The following is a 16,903-nucleotide window of genomic DNA, read 5'->3' as shown; positions in this document are numbered from 1 at the left end:
ACAGTGAGTCGCGAGGAGTGAGCCGGGGTTGCGAGCCCCGCAGTCGCGAACAGGGAAACTCGTGACCCTGGCGGTCTGCGCGGACGTCGGTTCCACGTACACGAAGGTGGCGGTGGTGGACCTGGCCGCCGGTGTCCTGGCCGGCGCGGCGTCGGCGCCCACCACGGTGGGCACCGACGTGTTGCACGGCCTGGACGCCGCGGTCGCGGCGGCCACCGCCGGGCTCGGGGTCCGCGACGTGCCGTGGTACGTGTGCTCGTCGGCCGGCGGTGGGCTGCGGCTGGCCGTGGTCGGCTACGAGCCGCTGGTCACCGCGCAGGCCGGCCGGCGGGTCGGGTTGTCCGCCGGCGCGCACGTGGTGCACGTCGCGGCCGGGCGGCTCGGCGCCGCCGACCTGACGGCGTTGCGGGCGGCCCGACCGGACGTGGTGCTGCTCGTGGGCGGCACCGACGGCGGCGACGCCGACACCATCAGCCACAACGCCACCCGCCTGGCCCGCGCCCGGTGGCGCCGACCCGTGGTGTACGCGGGCAACGCCGACGTGCGCGAGCAGTTGAGCGGGCTGCTGCGCGACGCCGGGGTGCCGGTCACCGACGCCGACAACGTCCTGCCGCGCATCGGGGTGCTCGCCCCGGCGTCGGCGCGCGCGGCGATCCGCGCGGTGTTCCTGCGTCACGTCATCGGCGGTAAGCGACTGTCCAGGGGCGCCCGGTTCGCGCGGCTGGTGCGGGCGGCCACCCCCGACGCGGTGCTCACCGGTGTGGAGGTGCTCGCCGACACCCTCGGCGGCGACCTCGCGGTGGTCGACGTGGGTGGGGCCACCACCGACGTGTACTCGGTGCTCACGCCGGACGAGCGGGCCACCGGGCCGGGCCGGGAGGTCGCCGGCAGTCTGTGGCGGGCCCGCACCGTGGAGGGCGATCTGGGCATGCGGTGGAGCGCCCCCGGGGTCGTGCGGGCCGCCGTCGAGGAGCGGCTGCTGAGCGCGGACGAGTCCGACGACCTCGCGGCCGCCGCGGCGCGCCGGGCGGCCGACCCGGCGTTCCTGGCCGTCGACGACGTCGAGCGGGGGATGGACCGGCGTATCGCCACTCTCGCCGCGACGGTGGCGTTGCGCCGGCACGCCCGGGGCGCCGCCACCGGTGAGCGCTCCGGGCGGGACCTGCGTGACGTGCGGCTGCTGGTGGGCTCCGGTGGGGTGCTGCGGCACGCGCCGGCGGACGCGTCCGGGCAGGTTTTGGCGGCGGTCCTGGCCGACCACGCCGGCGGGTGGGCGCTGCCGCGTGCCGCCGCCGCGGTGGTCGACGCCGACTACGTGTTGGCCGCCGGAGGGCTGCTCGCCGAGGAGCACCGGTCGGCCGCGCAGGCGCTGCTGCGTCACCATCTGCGTACGCATTGAGACTCGCCGACCCGACACGCCGTGTCGCAACACACGACAGGCCGTCTGCGGGTTGACAACCGACGGGGGTCGGCACGTACCGTCTTTGAGTCCTACCACGGGAAGCGGCTGTTGTTCGCTTCGTCCCTTCGTCCGCTGGCCGAGCGACATGTTTCAGCGTCATCGTCGCGGCGGCCAGGTCCAGCGGGCGGGGGTCGGCGGGGCGGCGCGAACCGGCCGCGGTTACCGGTGTACGGGCAGGGTGAGGTGCACGGCCAGTAGACAACGGCCCGGCGGGGGCAGCCAGTCCACGTCCGGTCGGTCCGAAGGTCGTCGTGCCCCATCCTCGCCACACCGGCCGGGAAGGGCCTGGGAGCATCGGGGCGCGGCGCGAGCCGCGCCCCGATTTCATGTCCACCGGGCGGTTCGTGCCCGACGGCCCGACGCGGCCGGATCACCCGCCAGCCAGGTAACCTTCGCCCCGTGATCGAGGTGAAGCGGTGACGACCCTGGACCGGGATGAGACCCACACCCCGGCGGCGCTGCCCCAGCCGGTCGTTCCCGGTCGGCCGCTGCCGCTGCGGGTCGCCGTACCCCTGGCCGTGGCCGCCGGGCTGGCCCTGCTGGTGGCGTTCCCCCCGTACGGGGTGTGGCCGCTCGCGCCCGTCGGGGTGGCGTTGCTGGCCGCCGCCGCGCACCGGCGGCGGTTGCGCGCCGGCGCCGGCCTGGGGTTCCTGACCGGGGTGGCGTTCTTCGCCCCGCTGCTGGCCTGGACGAACCTGCACACCGGCTACCTGCCGTGGGTGTTGCTGTCGCTGCTGCAGGCCGGCTACCTGGCGCTGCTGGGCGCGGCCACCGCCTGGGTGTCGCCGCTGGTCGACCGCGCCCGCTGGGCGTGGCCGGCGCTGACCGGGCTGCTCTGGGTCGGGCAGGAGGCGCTGCGCGACCGCACCCCGTTCGGCGGGTTCCCGTGGGGGCGGTTGGCGTTCAGCCAGGACACCTCACCGCTCCTGCGCCTGGCCGCGCTGGGCGGTGCCCCACTGGTCACCTTCGCCGTGGCCCTCGTCGGTGGGTTGCTGGTCACCGCCGCCTGGGGGGCCTGGGTCACCGCCCGGCGCCCCGCGCCCCCGCCCAGTGGCGTCGTGCCGGGCGCTGACGGCCCGCTGGACGGCCGGTCACCCGCCGGGGCGACGGCGGGGCGCCGGTGGGCGTCGGTGGTCGTACCGGCCGTCGTGGCCGTCGCGCTGACCGCCGGGGCTCTGCTGGTGCCGGTCGCCACCGCCGGGTCCGGCACCAGCGTCACCGTGGCGATCGTGCAGGGCAACGTGCCGCGGCTGGGCCTGGACTTCAACGCCCAACGGCAGGCGGTGCTCAACAACCACGTCGACGCCACCATCGAGCTGGCCGCGCGGGTCGCCGCCGGGCAGCAACGGCGACCCGACCTGGTGGTGTGGCCGGAGAACTCCAGCGACATCGACCCGCTGCGCAACCCCGCCGCCGGTGCGCGGATCTCCCAGGCCGCCGACACCATCGGCGCGCCGATCCTGGTCGGCGCGGTGCTGCTGGGCCCCGACGCCGGGCAGGTCCGCAACGCGGGCATCCTGTGGCACCCCGGCACCGGCCCGGACCTCGACCAGCTGTACACGAAACGCCACCCCGTGCCCTTCGCCGAGTACGTGCCGCTGCGCGACGTGGCCCGGATGGTCAGCAAGCAGGTCGACCTGATCCGCAACGACTTCGTGCCCGGAAGCACCCCGGGCGTGGTACGCGCCGGCCCCGCCGTGCTCGGTGACGTGATCTGCTTCGAGGTCGCCTACGACGAGGTGGTCCGCGACACCGTCACCGGCGGCGCGCAACTGCTGGTGGTGCAGACCAACAACGCCACCTTCGACGTGGCGGAGGCCCGCCAGCAGATGGCCATGGTGCGGCTGCGGGCGGTGGAGCACGGACGGCCGGCGTTGATGGCCTCCACGGTCGGAGTGTCCGGGTTCGTCGCACCCGACGGGCGGGTAAGCGATGCCACCGGGTTCAACACCCGGGAGGTCGTGGTGCGGCAGTTGCGGCTCGACGACGGACGCACCCTCGCCACCCGCCTCGGCTGGTGGCCCGAGGTGGCGCTCGCCGCGCTGGCCGCGGCGGCCCTGGTCGGCGCGGCGGTGCTGCGCCGGCGGCAGCGGGTCAGGCCCGGATAGCAACAGCCGGTACGCCGGCGGGAGCGGAGGAACCGTGATCCAGGCGACCGATACGATCCGACGCGCGGACGAGGTGCCCGGGGTGGGCCGGGTGCTGGTGGTGATCCCCACCTACAACGAGGCCGACAACATCGCCGTGATCGTGGGCCGGGTCCGGCGCGCCGCCCCGGCGGTGCAGATCCTCATCGCCGACGACAACAGCCCCGACGGCACCGGCGCGATCGCCGACGCTCTCGCCGACGGCGACGCGCACGTGCAGGTGCTGCACCGCCACGGCAAGGAGGGCCTGGGCGCGGCGTACCTGGCCGGGTTCGGGTGGGCGCGCGAGCGGGGCTACCAGGCGGTCGTGGAGATGGACGCCGACGGCTCGCACGCCCCGGAGGACCTGCCGGCGCTGCTGGCCGCCGCCCGCGACGCCGACGTGGTGATCGGCTCCCGGTGGACCCGCGGCGCGCGGGTGCTCAACTGGCCGCTGCGGCGGCTGCTGCTGTCGCGCGGCGGGAACCTGTACGCGCGCCTGGCGCTGGGCATGCCCGTGTCGGACGCCACCGGCGGCTACCGGGTGTACCGGATCAGCGCGTTGGACGCCATCGACCTGGGGTCGGTGACCTCGCAGGGCTACTCGTTCCAGGTGGAGCTGTCGCGGCTGGCGCACCGGGCCGGGGTGCGGATCGTGGAGGTGCCGATCACCTTCGCCGAGCGGGAGCGCGGCGACAGCAAGATGAGCCCGAAGATCGTGGCCGAGGCGCTGTGGCGGATCACCGCCTGGGGTGTGCGCGACCGGCGCCAGGCGGTACGCCGGGGCCTGCACGGCACGGCCACCGGTCAGGCACGGTGGCCGTGAGCGGTCAGGCACGGTGGCCGTGAGCGCGGCCGTGTCATGCTGGATGAGCGGAACACGTCCGTGGTGTCCGCAGGAATGGCGATGAGGTGAGATGCGCCGAGGACTGAGGTTCGTACCGTTGGCCCTGCTGCTGGCGGTGGTGCTGGAGCTGGCGGTTTTCGTCGGCGTGGGACGGGCGCTGGGGTTCGGGGCGGCGGTGTTGCTGGTGTTCGCCGCGTCCCTGCTGGGGCTGGTGCTGCTGCGCCGCGAGGGCATGCGCGCCTGGCGTGGGTTCCGGGCCGCGGCGGCGGCCGGGCAGCCCCCGGGCGGGCAGGTGACCGACGGGCTCGTCGGGTTGGCGGGCGCGCTGTTGCTGGCGGTGCCCGGCCTGGTCAGCGGGCTGGTCGGGTTGCTGCTGCTGGTGCCGCCGGTGCGTCGACTGGCCCACGCCGGGGTGCGACGCGCCACCGAGCGGCGGGTGTCGTCGATGGTCGCCGGTGACCTGTTCGGGCCCCGCACGGTGCGGGTACGCCAGGGTGCGCCACAACCGACCCCGCAACCGACTCCACAGCCGGAACAGCCGGTGGTGGTCGACGGCGGCCGGGCCATCGAGGGCGAGATCGTCGAGCCCGGTCGGCACTGAGACTGAGACCAGCCACTGACCGCGCACAGACACGACGACGCCCCCGGGGAAACCCCGGGGGCGTCGTCGTTGTGCGTCGTGCGGCTCAGGCGCGGCCGCGGCGGGTCCGAACCTCCTGCAGCCGCTCCTCGAGGATGTCCTCCAGCTCGGCGATCGAGCGCCGCTCCAGAAGCATGTCCCAGTGGGTGCGCGGCGGCTTGGCCTTCTTCTGCTCCGGCTCGCTGCCGTCGACGAGTCGGGCGACGCTGCCGTCGAACTTGCATTCCCAGGTCGTCGGGACCTCGGCGTCGACGGCGAACGGCACCTCGAACTGGTGGCCCTTGGCGCAGAGGTACTCGCGGGTCTGACGCGGCGCGAGCTCCGTGTTGCGGTCGGATTCGTAGCTCACCGCGCCAAGGCGGCTTCCGCGCAGCATACGCTCGCCCATGATCGACTTCCCCTCGTTCGTGGTGCTGGTCTTCTGGGTGTAACGGTGCGTCCCCGTCGAGCCATTCCCGCCCGAGGGCGTGAGGCGTCCACGGGTGGGCCGGGACCAAGGGTAGCCGGCCGGGACGCTCACCCGGTGAGGTGATCCCCAGGCGGGTCGGGACAACGGTGTGTGTCCGCTGCCACCGGGGAGGTTAACCGCCCGAGCCTACCGAAGGTTGCGCCACGATCATCAGGTGGCGTCGCCGGAAGTGGCGGCGCCGAGGCGGGCCAGCGCCAACGCCAGGTCACTGACCTGGTCGCCGAGTTGCGCCACCCGCCGCTGGGCCAGGTCCCGGTCGGTCTCGGCGGCGTCGAGTCGTACCGTCAGGGCGGTGCGGTGACCCTCGGCGGTCGCCGCGGCCTGCCGGGCCGCGGTCAACTCCGCGGTGAGCGTGTCGCGCTGGGCGGCCAGGGCGGCGACCTCCGCGCGCAGCCGCGCGGTCAGCTCCGCGGCCTCCTGCCGGGCGTCGTCGGCCTGCCGGGCGGCGACCTCGGCGCGGTCGCGCGCCCGGTCGGCCTGCTCGCGCGCCCGGGCGGCGTCGGCGGCCTCGGCGCGGGTCCTCGCGGCGTCGGCGCGGGACTGCTCGATCTGGCGCCGGACGTCCTGCACCTCGGCCTGCCACCGCCCGGCCCGCTCGGTCGCCTCGGCGGCGGCCCGGTTGGCCCGTTCGGCCTCGGCGCGCAGCGCGTCGCGTTCCACGCTCAGGTCGGCCACCCGCTGCCGTTCGGCGTCGCGTTCGGTGCGCAGGTCACGCACCTCGGCGCGGGCCTGGTCCCGGTCGCGCTCGGCCTGGGCGCGCAGCGCCTCGGCGGCGCTGGCCTCGTGGCGGGCCTGGTCGCGGGCGGCCTCGGCGTGCTGGACCCGCTCGTCGGCGGCGGCAGCCTGCCGCTGCGCCTGCTCGGCGCGCTGGCGGGCGTCGTCGGCCTCGGCGCGGGCGTCACGGGCCTGCTCGCGGGCCCGCGCCGCGTCGGCCGCCGCAGCCTCGGCGTCGTCGCGGGCCTCGTCGCGTTCGGTCTGCGCCGCCGCGATCTCGGTGGCGGCCTCCGCGCGGGCCTGGGCGAGCTGCCGCTGCACCCCCACCGGGGACAACTCGGCGTGCAGCGACTCGGTCAACGTCTCGACGATCTGGTCGAGCCGGTCCACCGCCTCCCAGGTGCGGGCCACCTGCCCGGGCAGGCCGGGGGCGTTGCGGTGCCGCATCCGGCTGTTGCGGGAGGCACGCTGGCAGGCGCCGTCGTTGTCGCGGCAGTAGCGAAACGGTCGACCCGCGCCGACACGCTGCGGCACCGGCCGTCCACAGTGGGCGCAGGGGCGGGTCTCGGTGGTGCTGGGCTGGGCGTCCATCGAGGGCGAAGTCTAGTGCCGGCCGATCAGCTCGTCGCCCGGGCCGTCGCGTCCAGGGTGTAACGGCGTTGCAGCAGCAGCGCCGCGAGCATCGCCACCGCCGGCAGCAACCCGAAGCCGTAGCGGACCGCCGCGAGCGCGGCGTCCGGCTGCACCGGCGACTCACCGGCCGTCGAGGCCACGAAACCACCCACGGTCAGGCACAGCGCGTACGCGTACGGGCCCAGCGCCGCGCCGGTGGCCTCGGTGGCCGTCCACACCCCGGTGTAGGTGCCGGCCCCGGTGCCGCCGGTGGTGCTGGCGGAGCGGATCACGTCGGGCAGCATCGAGAACGGCAGCAACTGCATGCCGGCGAACGCCACCCCGAGCACCGCCACCGCGGCGACCAGCACCGGCAGGCCGGCCGGGCGGCCCACCGCCAGCACCAGCGAGCCGAGGGCGAACGCGCCCTGCGCGCCGAGCAGCGCCCGCTGCTTGCCGACACGTCGGGCCACCACCAGCCAGGCCGGGGTGACCAGCAGCGCCGGCGCCACGAACGCGGCCACCAGCACCGTGGTCAGGCCGGGCGCGCGCAGCTCGTACTCGGCGTAGTAGGGCACCCCGGCGAGCACCAAATGGGTGGTGGTGGACATCGCCAGGTACGCGGCGACCAGCCACCGGAACTGCCTGTCGCGCAGCGCGGTGCGCAGGGCCCGCCACCCGCCGTGCCCGGACGCGGTGCTGGCCGGCGCGGACCCGCGCAGCCGGGCGAAGCCGGCGACACCGACCAGCATGGCCACCAGCATCCCCACGGCGAGGACCACGCCCATGCGCTGGTAGCCGCCCCGGGTCGCGGCGTCACCGCCGGTCAGCAGCGGGGCCAGCAGCCCGGAGACCAGGATGCCCAGGGTCAGCACGACCATCCGGAACGCCATCAGCCGGGTGCGTTCGTGGTAGCCGATCCGCAGGTCGGCCGGGGTGGCCAGGTAGGGGACCTGGTAGGCGGCGAAGAGCAGATTGCCGGCGATGAAGAACACCGCCACCCACGCGGCGGCCGGCGCGCCGGTCAGGCCGCCGGGCACCGCGAAGAGCGCGGCGAACGCGACCGGCAGGGCGCAGCCGAGCAGCAGCAGGCGACGCCGGTCGCCGCGGCGGGCCTGCTCGACGTCGGCGCGGTGCCCCACCCAGGGGTGCAGCAGCACGTCGGCGACCTTCGGCAGCAGCAGCGCCAGGCCGGCCAGCCACGGCCCGACGGCCAGCACGTCGGTGAGGAAGTAGAGCAGCAGCAGGCCGGGCACGGTCACCCAGACACCCATGCCGAGCGAGCCGGCCGCGAAGCCCGCCAGGGGGCCGCGCGGCAACGTCGTGTCGGTGGCGGCCGCGGGCCGCCGGTCCAGCCCGGTCATCGCCGCATCCTCTCCGCAATCCAACGGTTGCTGGATTCTAGGGGCAGAATGGCGACCATGACCATGCCCCGCCGCCGCCCGGGTCGGCCCCGCCGCGACGAGACCCGGCCGACCCGCGAGGTGGTGCTCACCGCGGCGACCGCGCTCTTCGCCGACCGGGGCTTCGACGCCGTCGGGCTGCGGGAGGTCGCCGCCGCCGCCGGGGTCGACGTCGCCACTGTCGCGCACCACACGGGTACGAAGGCAGCCCTTTACGACGCGTGCTTCGCCCGGGTGTTCGCCGCCGAGCGGGAGGTGCTGATCGAGGCCGCCGAGCAGGCCCGCACCGCTCTCGACGCGGGTCCGCACGCGGCGCGGCGGGCCCTGCACGAGCTGGTCGACGTCTTCGTGGACTTCCTGGAGGACCGCCCCGAGACCACCGCGCTGTGGCTGCGCCGCTGGTTGGAACCGCAGCGGCACGCCGAGCTCGACCAGCGCTACGCCGACCCGTTGTACCGGCTGGTCGCGGAGCTGCTCACCGCCGCCGCGGCGACCGGCGCGCTGGCCGAGCCGACCCCGCACATCACCGTACGGAGTCTGGTGTGGGCGACGCACGGGCACGTGGTGGCGTTGGCCGCCGGCGCGCCCGGCGCTCGGGAACGGCGCGAGTTCCGGGCGTTCGTGCACCGCCTGCTCGACGGGCTGTACGGATCACCGACCTCTTGACGGGCCGCCGCCGCGCGACGATTATCCATCGGACGTTGGATTAATGGGGGCGGCAATGGGCGTACCACCTAGGGTGGCGGTGATCGGGGCCGGCGCCGCCGGGCTCGCCGCCGTCAAGGCACTGCGCGACGCCGACGTGCCGACGGTCGGCTTCGAGGCCGCCGAGCAGGTCGGTGGCCTCTGGGTGTACGGGGCGCCCGACTCGCCCGCTTACCGCACGCTGCACCTCAACACCAGCCGTGGTCGCACCCAGTTCGCCGACCACCCGATGCCCGCCGACTGGCCCGACTACCCCGACCACCGTCGCGTCGCCGGTTACCTCGCCGACTACGCCGCGCGCTTCGGGCTGGCCGACACCATCCGGCTGCGCCACACCGTCGACCGGGTCACCCGGCATCCCGACGGCACCTGGACGGTGGCCGCCAGCGGCCCGACCGGCCCGGTCGAGGTCACCGTCGACGCCGTGGTCGTCGCCAACGGGCACAACCGGGTGCCCCGGCTGCCCGATCCCGGGCACCCCGGCACCTGCACCGCCGAGCAGATCCACAGCCACGACTACCGGGGCCCGGAGCAGTTGGCCGGCAGAAGGGTCCTGGTCGTCGGCGGCGGCAACTCCGCGATGGACATCGCCGTGGACGCGTCGTACGCCGCCAGCCGCACCCTGCTGTCGCTACGCCGGGGCGTCTGGGTGGTGCCGAAGTACCTGCTGGGTCGCCCCTCGGACACCCTCAACGGGGCGTTGGCCCGCCGACTGCCGTGGCGCCTGCGCCAACGCATCAGCCAGACGATGCTGAGCGCCACCGTCGGCAACCCCGCCCGCTACGGGCTGCCCGCGCCGACGCACGGCTTCCTGCAGGACCATCCGACGCTCTCCGACGGGTTGCTGTCGCGGCTGACCCACGGCGACGTCGAGGCCCGGCCCGGCGTCGCCGCCCTCGACGGCGACCGGGTGGAGTTCACCGACGGCCGCAGCGACAGCGTCGACCTGATCATCTGGTGCACCGGTTACCGGGTGGACATCCCGTTCCTCGACCCGGCGCTGCTCGCCGGGGGCGCCGACACCCTGCCGCTGTACCGGCACGTGTTCCACCCCGACGCCCCCGGGCTGAGCTTCGTCGGGCTGATGCAGTCCACCGGTTCCGCGTTCCCCCTGGTGGAGGCGCAGGCCAAGCTGGTCGCGGCGCACCTCGCCGGCCGGTACGCGCTGCCTGACCCGGAGCGGCAGCGCGCCGCCTGCCGGGCCGAACTGCGGGCCGCGACCGCCCGCTGGGGTCAGCGCCGCCCGGCGATGCGGGTGGACTTCGACGTCTACCTGGCCGAGCTGGCCCGGGAGTTGACCGCCGGGACGCGCCGCGCCCGCTCCGGCGCGGCGGCCTCGGTGGGTGCACCCCGGTGAGCGGTCGGTCCCTGACCGGTCGGCGGGTGCTGGTCACCGGGGCGAGCGGGACCTTCGGGCGCCACCTCGGCGCGGCGCTGAGCGCGGCCGGCGCCCGGGTGGTGGGGCTCGACCTGCACGCCCGCCCCGACGACGACGTTCCGGTGCTTGGCTGCGACCTGACCGACCCCCACGCCGTGCCACCGGCGGTGCGGGCCGCCGTCGACCGGCTCGGCGGACTCGACCTGCTGATCAACAACGCCGGGGTCGGTGGTCCCGCGCCGGCCGAGTTGCCGCCCGACGAGGTGGTCCGCCAGCAACTGGAGGTGAACCTGCTCGCCGCCTGGCGCACCACCGCCGCCGCGCTACCCCCGCTGCTGGCCGCCCGCGGGCGGGTGATCTTCGTGGCCAGCCGGATGGCCGTGTTGCCCCTGCCGCTCGCCGCCGCGTACGGGGTGAGCAAGCGGGCCCTGGTCGCCTACGCCGACGCGCTGCGCCACGAGGTGGGCACCCACGTCGGGGTGAGCGTCGTCTACCCCAGCATGGTCGCCTCACCGATCCACGACAGCACCGCCGCGGCCGGGCTGTCCCTGCGGGGGGTGTCCCGCCCCGAGCCCGTCGAAGGGGTGGTCGCGGCGATCCTGCGCACCGCCACCGCCCGGCGGGCGCCCCGTGACGTGGCGACCACCGCACGCGGTCGCCTGGAGATGGCCGTCGGCCGGCACGCGCCCGCGCTGGCCGACCGGCTGGTGCGGCGTACCCTCGCCGCCCGCCTCGCCGCCGGTGACCTGGACGCCGCGCCGCTGGCCGCCGGCATGGTCGACCGCCACCGGGGGCGGTGACCGCCCGGGTCAGGGCGTGGCGACGGCCGCGCGCGAGCGGTCGGCGGCGATGCGGACGGCCAGCGCCGCGAGCGCCGTGCCGGTCACCCAGCGCTGCACCCGCAGCCACCCCGGCCGGCGGGCGAAGAACCCGGCCAGCGAGCCGGCGCTGAGCACGATCAGCGCGTTCACGCTCAGCGCGACGGCGATCTGGGTCAGACCGAGCAGCAGGCTCTGCGTGGCCAGGTGCCCGCGCGCCGGGTCGATGAACTGCGGCAGCAGCGACACGTAGAGGATCGCGATCTTCGGGTTCAGCAGGTTGGTGACCAGGCCCATCGTGAACAGTCGCCGGGGCGGGTCCGGCGGCAGCGGCGCCGGCGTGAACGGCGAGTGCCCACCCGGACGCAGCGTCCGCCAGGCCAGCCAGAGCAGGTAGCCGGCACCGGCCAGCTTCACCACCGCGTACAGCGTCGGCACCAGGACGAAGACGGTGGCCAGGCCGGCGACCGCCGCCGCCAGGTAGACGCCGAAGCCGGCGGCCACCCCGAGCAGCGAGATCAGCCCGGCCCGTCGGCCCTGCGCCACCGAGCGGGACACCAGGTAGACCATGTTCGGGCCGGGGGTGAGTACCAGCCCCAACGCCACCAACGCGATGCCAAGTAGTGCACCCGTACCCACCATGACGCCCCCCCCGTTCGGTAGTTCCCACACCGACCGTAATCGGGATGAACATCCCCACCCAGGGCCACCTCGAAGGCCGTGGCCTGCGATCCCGGGTGATCCACTCGCGTTCGGTGCCGCCGGCCGCGCTGCGGCGGGAATGCGCACCGTGGCGGGCGCGCTGACCCCTGACAAGTGCGCGTCGCCGGCCGGAGGCGGCGCGTTACGGTGGCCAGGGAGGTGCCGCACGGTGACCGAGGCGTGGGAAGCGTCCGTGGAGGCGAAGATCCAGGATGCCGTTCAGCGCGGCGAGTTCGACAACCTGCCCGGCATGGGCAAGCCGATCCCCGGTCGTGGGGCGCCGTACGACGAGTCGTGGTGGATCAAGAGCTTCCTGGAGCGCGAGGCACTCCCCAGCGACCTGCTCCTGCCCATGTCGCTGCAACTGCGCCGGCGCATCGAGCAGGTCCCCGACGAGGTCCGTGACCTGCCCACCGAGGAGTCCGTCCGCGACTTCGTGGCGCAGTTGAACGCGCAGATCGTGGCGTGGCTGCGCAACCCCGACGGCCCCCGGGTCGTGGTGCGGCCGGTCAACGCCGATGACGTGGTCCGCCGTTGGCGCGCGGAACGGGCCCGGCCCGAGGTCACGACGACCGCCACCGAACCGGCGACCGTCGTGACGACGGCGCGCCGGCCCCGCCGCAGTTGGTGGCGGCGGTGGCGTAGCCGTCGGGGCTGACCCCCGGGCCACGGCCACGGCAGACTGTGCCGATGCTCATCGAATCGCGGACACCCGGCACGCCCTCGACGCCGGGTGTCGCCCTGCGCCCCTGGTGCGCCGACGACCTGGATGCGCTGGTGCAGGCGTACCGGGATCCGGTGCTGCGCCGCTGGACCAGATTCCCGGTGACCACCGCCGCCGAGGCCCGGCGGTGGCTGGACGGCGCCCTGCGGGACTGGGCCGACGGCCGGCGGTACAGCTTCGCCGTCCTCGAAGAGCAGGCCGACGGCGCTCGACTGGTGGGCAACGTGGTGCTCAAGGGGGTCACGCCGGAGCGCCCGGCGCCGGAGGTGGGCTACTGGACGGCGTCGTGGGCACGCGGTCGCGGCGTCGCCCCGCGCGCGGTCACCGCGCTGAGCCGCTGGGCGTTCGACCGGTTTCCCGGGCTGGCCCGTCTCGACCTGCTGCACCAGGTGGACAACGTGGCGTCCTGCCGGGTGGCGCAGAAGTGCGGGTTCGTGTTCCAGGAGGTGTTGCCGGCCCGGCCGCCCTTCCCGCTCGATGGTCACCGGCACTCGCTGGACGCCGGCTAGCCGGGCAGCACACCTACCCGCCGGCCGTCCGAACCTGGCGCGAACGGATCCGAACAGGTCCGAACGCCTGCTCCCGGCCCCGACGACGCGAACGCGGATACGGTCTGGCCCGAGCGCCGCAGACGTCCGGCGGCGCGGGAGGGACGGGGCGAAGTGACCGAGCGCGCCGCGACGTACGCCGAGGTGTTCGCGGTGCGCGAATACCGCCACCTGTTCGGTGCGTACCTGTTGTCCCTGGCCGGCGACCAGCTCACGGCCGTGACCGTGGCGTACCTCGTCTTCAGCGAAACCGGCTCGGCCGCGCTGGCGGCCGCCGCCTACGCCAGTTCCTACCTGGCCTGGCTCACCGGCGGACCGCTGCTGTCCGGTCTCGCCGACCGGTTTCCCCGGCGAAGCGTGATGATCGCGTGTGATCTTGGCCGGGCGGCGCTCATCCCGCTGGCGGCGCTGCCGGACCTTCCCGCGCCGGCTCTGGTGGTGCTCCTCTTCGTGGTCAACCTGATGCGGCCACCGTTCGTGGCGGCGCGGGCGGCGTTGATGCCGGAAGTGCTCGACGGCGACCGCTACGCGGTCGCCAACGGCGTGGACAACATCTGCGCCCAGGTCGTGCAGGTGATCGGCTTCGCCGTCGGGGGGAGCCTGGTGGCGCTGCTGTCGCTGCGCGGTGCCCTGCTGGTGGACGCCGGCACGTTTCTGGTGTCGGCTCTTTTGATCAGGATCGGTGTGCGGTCCCGCCCCGCGCCTCGACCGCGGTCGAACCCGACCGGCCAGGGCCGGGCTGTCGGTCTACGGGTGATCTTCGCGGATTCCCGGCTGCGGTCCTACGTTCTCGTCCTGTGGACGGCCAGCGCCTTCACCTACGCGGCCGAAGGGCTGATGGCACCGCTGGCGCGACAGTACGGCGGCGGCGCCGGCACCGTCGGACTGCTGCTGGCGGCGGCGCCGCTGGGGATGTCCCTCGGCGGGGTCGCGCTCACCCGCTTCTGTCCACCGGCGGCCCGGCCACGGCTCATCCTGCCGCTGGCCGCGATGTCGGCCGGGGTGTTGACGGTGGCGTGGCTCGTCCCTCCGCTGTGGATGATGCTCCTACTGTTGGTGCTGGCCGGCGCCGCGAGCGCCTTCGCCATCCCCCTGAACGCGTTGTTCGGTCGGGCGGTGCCGACGCAGTACCGGGGACGCGCGTTCGGGGTGGCCATCACCGGCCTCAGTGGGCTGCAGGGGACGGCGATGGTCCTCGCGGGTCTGGCCGCCGACCGGTGGCCGGCCACCACGGTGATCGGGTTCAGCGGATTGTCGGGCGCGGTGGCGGTCCTGGCTGTCGTGCCGCTGTGGCCGCGGGGACCTGCCTCCACACCAGCGACGTTCGAGTCTCCGGTCGAACAAGCTCGAACGACTCCGAACGCCGACATCCCTACCGCCGAAGCGGGCCGTGGCCGACTCTGAGGTCATATGGCGGGCACGGGGGCCGTCACCGAGGGGAGAGGAGAAGGGCATGCGCAGCGTTCGCAACCGTGGCATCAGCTGGACCTGACCCTGACGCTCCAACCGGGGTGGTCGCCCGGCAGGCGACCACCCACCCCCTCGACGCGGGTGCGAGTCAGTCGACCGCGGCCCGCCAACTCCAGGACGTGCGCCTCGCCCGGCCGGGCAGCTCACCGCGGCCGGTCATCCAGAGCAGCCCCTCGGGCGCCGCCCCGGCCGGGGCGTCCGGGAAGAGTCGCCGCAGCACCAACGCGCTCAGCCGCTGCGGCGGCTGCCACGGCACACCGAGACCGAGGGTGATGTCGTGGGTGTGCAGCAGGGTCTCGGCCACGCCCATGGCGGCGAAACCGGCCGGATCGCACGGGCCCCAGTGCCAGGCCCGCGCGTCGGGCGGAGCGGCGTCGACGGCGGCCGCGAGCAGCCCGGCGCAGGCCCGCACCACGGTGAGCACCTGCGCCGGGCTCGCGTCGGGGGAGACCCGCAGGTCGTATGGCAGATAGCCGTCATCCGGGCGGCCGGTGACCTGGCCCGCGTGCCCGAGGAGGTCGTGCGCGACGTGCGCCGCGGTGGTCCAGCAGCTCCACCGCAGCGAGCCCGCCGGCACCGACCAGTCGCGGTCCCGGTGTGGCAGCAGCACCCGGGTCATCTCCTCGGCCGCCTCCCGCAGGTGGGCGGCGGTCACCGTCGACATTCGCCGAACCGCCGGGCAGCAGCGGGCGTGGAAATCCCGTCATGGGTAAAGAAAGTCGAGGCATGCAAGAATCCATCCTTGCACACGGGGGGAGGCGAGCAGAGTGTTGCCGAACCTTGTGGTGGACACGACGGCGTTGCCCCCGGCGGACCGGTTCGCGTTCTGGTATGCCCTGGTCGCTCAGGAGACGGCGCCGGCGCACATCAGCAGCGGCCACCTGGACAACTTCGTGGCCTACGCGCAGGCCATCGATCTCGGCCGCATTCGAATGACCTCGCTGCGGTACCCGTCCCTGGACGCGATCCGGCCCGCGAAACTGGACCGCAGCGCCGAAGGCGGCGTGTACCAGCTCACGCTGCCACTGACCGGTCACAGCACCCTGACCCAGGACCGCACCGAGTCCACGCTGGAACCCGGTAAGCACTTCACGCTCCTGGACCCCGCGCGGCGGCACGTCGCCCGGCACCGCGCCGGCGACCCCGGTCCCGCCACCACGATCACCGTGCAGATACCCCACGCGGCGCTGCCCCTGGCGCCGGACCGGCTCCGCCGCCTGCTGGCCACGCCGATGCCGTCGCACCTCGGCGTCGGCGGGCTGTTGGCCCACCACCTGCGCACCATCGCGGCACACCCGGAGCAGTTCGACCCCGCCCAGGCCGAGATCCTGGGCGGGGTGGCGGTGGACCTGCTCACTGCCGCGCTCGCCCAGTACCTCGACATCGAGGACACCGTGTCACCGGAGGCGCGGCAAACCGCACTGCGGGCCCGCGTCGTCGACTTCATCGACCGCCACCTCGACAGTGACGAGCTCAGCCCTCGTAGCGTCGCCGCCGCCCACCACATCTCGCCGCGGTCGCTGCACCGCCTGTTCGAGGCCGAGGCGACGACGGTTGCCGAACTCATCCGCGCCAAGCGCCTGGAGCAGTGCCGGCGTGATCTCGGCAACCCGCTGCTGCGGCAGCCGGTCCAGGCCATCGCCGCCCGTTGGGGATTCCCGGACAAGGCCCACTTCAGCCGCCTCTTCCGTGCCCACTACGGACGTTCACCGCAGGAGTACCGCAGGGCCGTCGCGCACCAGGACCGGTGACCCGCCGCACCGACCGCGCTACCCCCGGCGGTCGGTGGGATCGTCGGCGACGAAGTCACGGACCGCGGCGCGGATGCTGTCGCCGTACGCGTCGTCCGGCAGCCGCACGAGGTGTTCGCGCACCCGGGCGAGGTGCTCCCGGGCCTGGCCGACGTTACCCAGGCGCCGGTGGCAGTCGGCCAGGTTGAGGTGCAGCGACGGCAGGAACGCCTGGACCTGGAGCGAGGGCAGGTGTCGCTGGGCGCGTTCGTCGGTCAGCTCGGACACGGCGGCCAGGGCACGCTCGTCCCAACTCAGCTCCGCCTCGGTGCTGTCCTGCAGGTCGGCGAGGTGGTGCGCCAGGGTGCAGCGGTGCAGGGCGTCACCGGTGGGGCCGAGTTCGTCCCACAGGGCGGTGAGCAGCTCACGGGCCTGGGCGGGCGCGCCGCTGTGGCCGAGCTGTACGGCCTCGATGATGCGGGTCATCGTCGGGTCGGCGGCCGCGTGGTCGGTCATGTCGCCGATGGTCGGGCCTCAACCCGGTCGAGGGTCAAA

Annotated in this window: 17 protein-coding genes; 11 read left to right on the top strand and 6 right to left on the bottom strand. The window is 74.7% G+C overall.

Annotated elements, in window-relative coordinates; all coding sequences use genetic code 11:
- The first annotated feature begins 61 nt into the window (after positions 1-61).
- From ACIBD9_RS21655 to ACIBD9_RS21640, 4 genes are all read left to right on the top strand, one after another.
- Positions 62-1,399: a glutamate mutase L gene (locus tag ACIBD9_RS21655; RefSeq protein WP_396720168.1), complete on the top strand. Its 1,338-nt coding sequence runs from the start codon at positions 62-64 to the stop codon at positions 1,397-1,399.
- A gap of 479 nt (positions 1,400-1,878) precedes the next feature.
- Positions 1,879-3,570, top strand: a complete 1,692-nt coding sequence (gene lnt / locus ACIBD9_RS21650; protein ID WP_396720166.1) for an apolipoprotein N-acyltransferase — start codon at positions 1,879-1,881, stop codon at positions 3,568-3,570.
- 34 nt (positions 3,571-3,604) lie between these two features.
- Positions 3,605-4,414 carry a polyprenol monophosphomannose synthase gene (locus ACIBD9_RS21645; RefSeq protein WP_387166503.1) on the top strand — a complete coding sequence of 270 codons (810 nt, stop codon included), beginning with the start codon at positions 3,605-3,607 and terminating at the stop codon, positions 4,412-4,414.
- A gap of 91 nt (positions 4,415-4,505) precedes the next feature.
- On the top strand, positions 4,506-5,036 hold the full coding sequence (locus tag ACIBD9_RS21640; RefSeq protein WP_396720164.1) for an FxsA family protein: 531 nt from the start codon (positions 4,506-4,508) through the stop codon (positions 5,034-5,036).
- An 85-nt stretch (positions 5,037-5,121) separates the two neighbouring features.
- Here ACIBD9_RS21640 and ACIBD9_RS21635 read toward each other — a convergent pair whose 3' ends face one another.
- From ACIBD9_RS21635 to ACIBD9_RS21625, 3 genes are all read right to left on the bottom strand, one after another.
- A complete protein-coding gene (locus tag ACIBD9_RS21635; protein WP_030327608.1) occupies positions 5,122-5,463 on the bottom strand; it encodes an RNA polymerase-binding protein RbpA in 342 nt (113 codons plus the stop codon).
- 231 nt (positions 5,464-5,694) lie between these two features.
- The gene (locus ACIBD9_RS21630) at positions 5,695-6,849 is read right to left on the bottom strand and encodes a hypothetical protein (protein WP_396720162.1); all 1,155 of its coding nucleotides are present in this window, start codon (positions 6,847-6,849) and stop codon (positions 5,695-5,697) included.
- 26 nt (positions 6,850-6,875) lie between these two features.
- Positions 6,876-8,234, bottom strand: a complete 1,359-nt coding sequence (locus ACIBD9_RS21625) for an MFS transporter (protein ID WP_396720160.1) — start codon at positions 8,232-8,234, stop codon at positions 6,876-6,878.
- A gap of 57 nt (positions 8,235-8,291) precedes the next feature.
- Here ACIBD9_RS21625 and ACIBD9_RS21620 point away from each other — a divergent pair, with 57 nt between their 5' ends.
- The 3 genes from ACIBD9_RS21620 to ACIBD9_RS21610 are packed head-to-tail and all read left to right on the top strand — an operon-like array spanning position 8,292 to position 11,156.
- On the top strand, positions 8,292-8,939 hold the full coding sequence (locus ACIBD9_RS21620) for a TetR/AcrR family transcriptional regulator (RefSeq protein ID WP_396720158.1): 648 nt from the start codon (positions 8,292-8,294) through the stop codon (positions 8,937-8,939).
- A gap of 55 nt (positions 8,940-8,994) precedes the next feature.
- Positions 8,995-10,335 (top strand): flavin-containing monooxygenase, encoded by a 1,341-nt coding sequence (locus ACIBD9_RS21615; protein ID WP_396720156.1) that lies wholly within the window; start codon positions 8,995-8,997, stop codon positions 10,333-10,335.
- Positions 10,332-11,156 (top strand): SDR family NAD(P)-dependent oxidoreductase, encoded by an 825-nt coding sequence (locus ACIBD9_RS21610; RefSeq protein WP_396720153.1) that lies wholly within the window; start codon positions 10,332-10,334, stop codon positions 11,154-11,156. The genes ACIBD9_RS21615 and ACIBD9_RS21610 overlap by 4 nt, the downstream gene beginning before the upstream one ends.
- A 9-nt stretch (positions 11,157-11,165) precedes the next feature.
- Here the strand turns inward: ACIBD9_RS21610 and ACIBD9_RS21605 are convergent, their stop codons facing one another.
- Complete coding sequence (locus tag ACIBD9_RS21605) at positions 11,166-11,816, bottom strand: LysE family translocator (RefSeq protein ID WP_396720151.1); 651 nt, start codon at positions 11,814-11,816, stop codon at positions 11,166-11,168.
- Between the two features lie 229 nt (positions 11,817-12,045).
- Between ACIBD9_RS21605 and ACIBD9_RS21600 the strand changes: the two genes are divergently transcribed.
- The 3 genes from ACIBD9_RS21600 to ACIBD9_RS21590 all read left to right on the top strand — a co-directional run bounded on the left by ACIBD9_RS21600 (position 12,046) and on the right by ACIBD9_RS21590 (position 14,552).
- On the top strand, positions 12,046-12,534 hold the full coding sequence (locus tag ACIBD9_RS21600) for a DUF1992 domain-containing protein (protein ID WP_396720149.1): 489 nt from the start codon (positions 12,046-12,048) through the stop codon (positions 12,532-12,534).
- Positions 12,535-12,566: 32 nt separating this feature from the next.
- Entirely contained in the window at positions 12,567-13,109 is a 543-nt protein-coding gene (locus tag ACIBD9_RS21595) for a GNAT family N-acetyltransferase (protein ID WP_396720147.1), read from the top strand.
- 153 nt (positions 13,110-13,262) lie between these two features.
- Positions 13,263-14,552 carry an MFS transporter gene (locus tag ACIBD9_RS21590; RefSeq protein WP_396720146.1) on the top strand — a complete coding sequence of 430 codons (1,290 nt, stop codon included), beginning with the start codon at positions 13,263-13,265 and terminating at the stop codon, positions 14,550-14,552.
- Positions 14,553-14,706: 154 nt separating this feature from the next.
- Here ACIBD9_RS21590 and ACIBD9_RS21585 read toward each other — a convergent pair whose 3' ends face one another.
- Entirely contained in the window at positions 14,707-15,282 is a 576-nt protein-coding gene (locus ACIBD9_RS21585) for a maleylpyruvate isomerase N-terminal domain-containing protein (protein ID WP_396720144.1), read from the bottom strand.
- A 103-nt stretch (positions 15,283-15,385) separates the two neighbouring features.
- On the opposite strand from ACIBD9_RS21585, the gene ACIBD9_RS21580 reads away from it, so the two are divergent.
- On the top strand, positions 15,386-16,369 hold the full coding sequence (locus ACIBD9_RS21580; protein ID WP_396720142.1) for a helix-turn-helix domain-containing protein: 984 nt from the start codon (positions 15,386-15,388) through the stop codon (positions 16,367-16,369).
- Between the two features lie 18 nt (positions 16,370-16,387).
- On the opposite strand, the gene ACIBD9_RS21575 is transcribed toward ACIBD9_RS21580, so the two are convergent.
- Positions 16,388-16,864 (bottom strand): hypothetical protein, encoded by a 477-nt coding sequence (locus ACIBD9_RS21575; RefSeq protein ID WP_396720140.1) that lies wholly within the window; start codon positions 16,862-16,864, stop codon positions 16,388-16,390.
- Positions 16,865-16,903 lie beyond the last annotated feature (39 nt).

The sequence above is a fragment of the Micromonospora sp. NPDC050784 genome (assembly GCF_044456765.1).
Lineage (GTDB): Bacteria > Actinomycetota > Actinomycetes > Mycobacteriales > Micromonosporaceae > Micromonospora > Micromonospora foliorum.
Note: the sequence above shows the minus strand (reverse complement) of the source record. Positions and strands in the feature narration are given on the sequence as shown.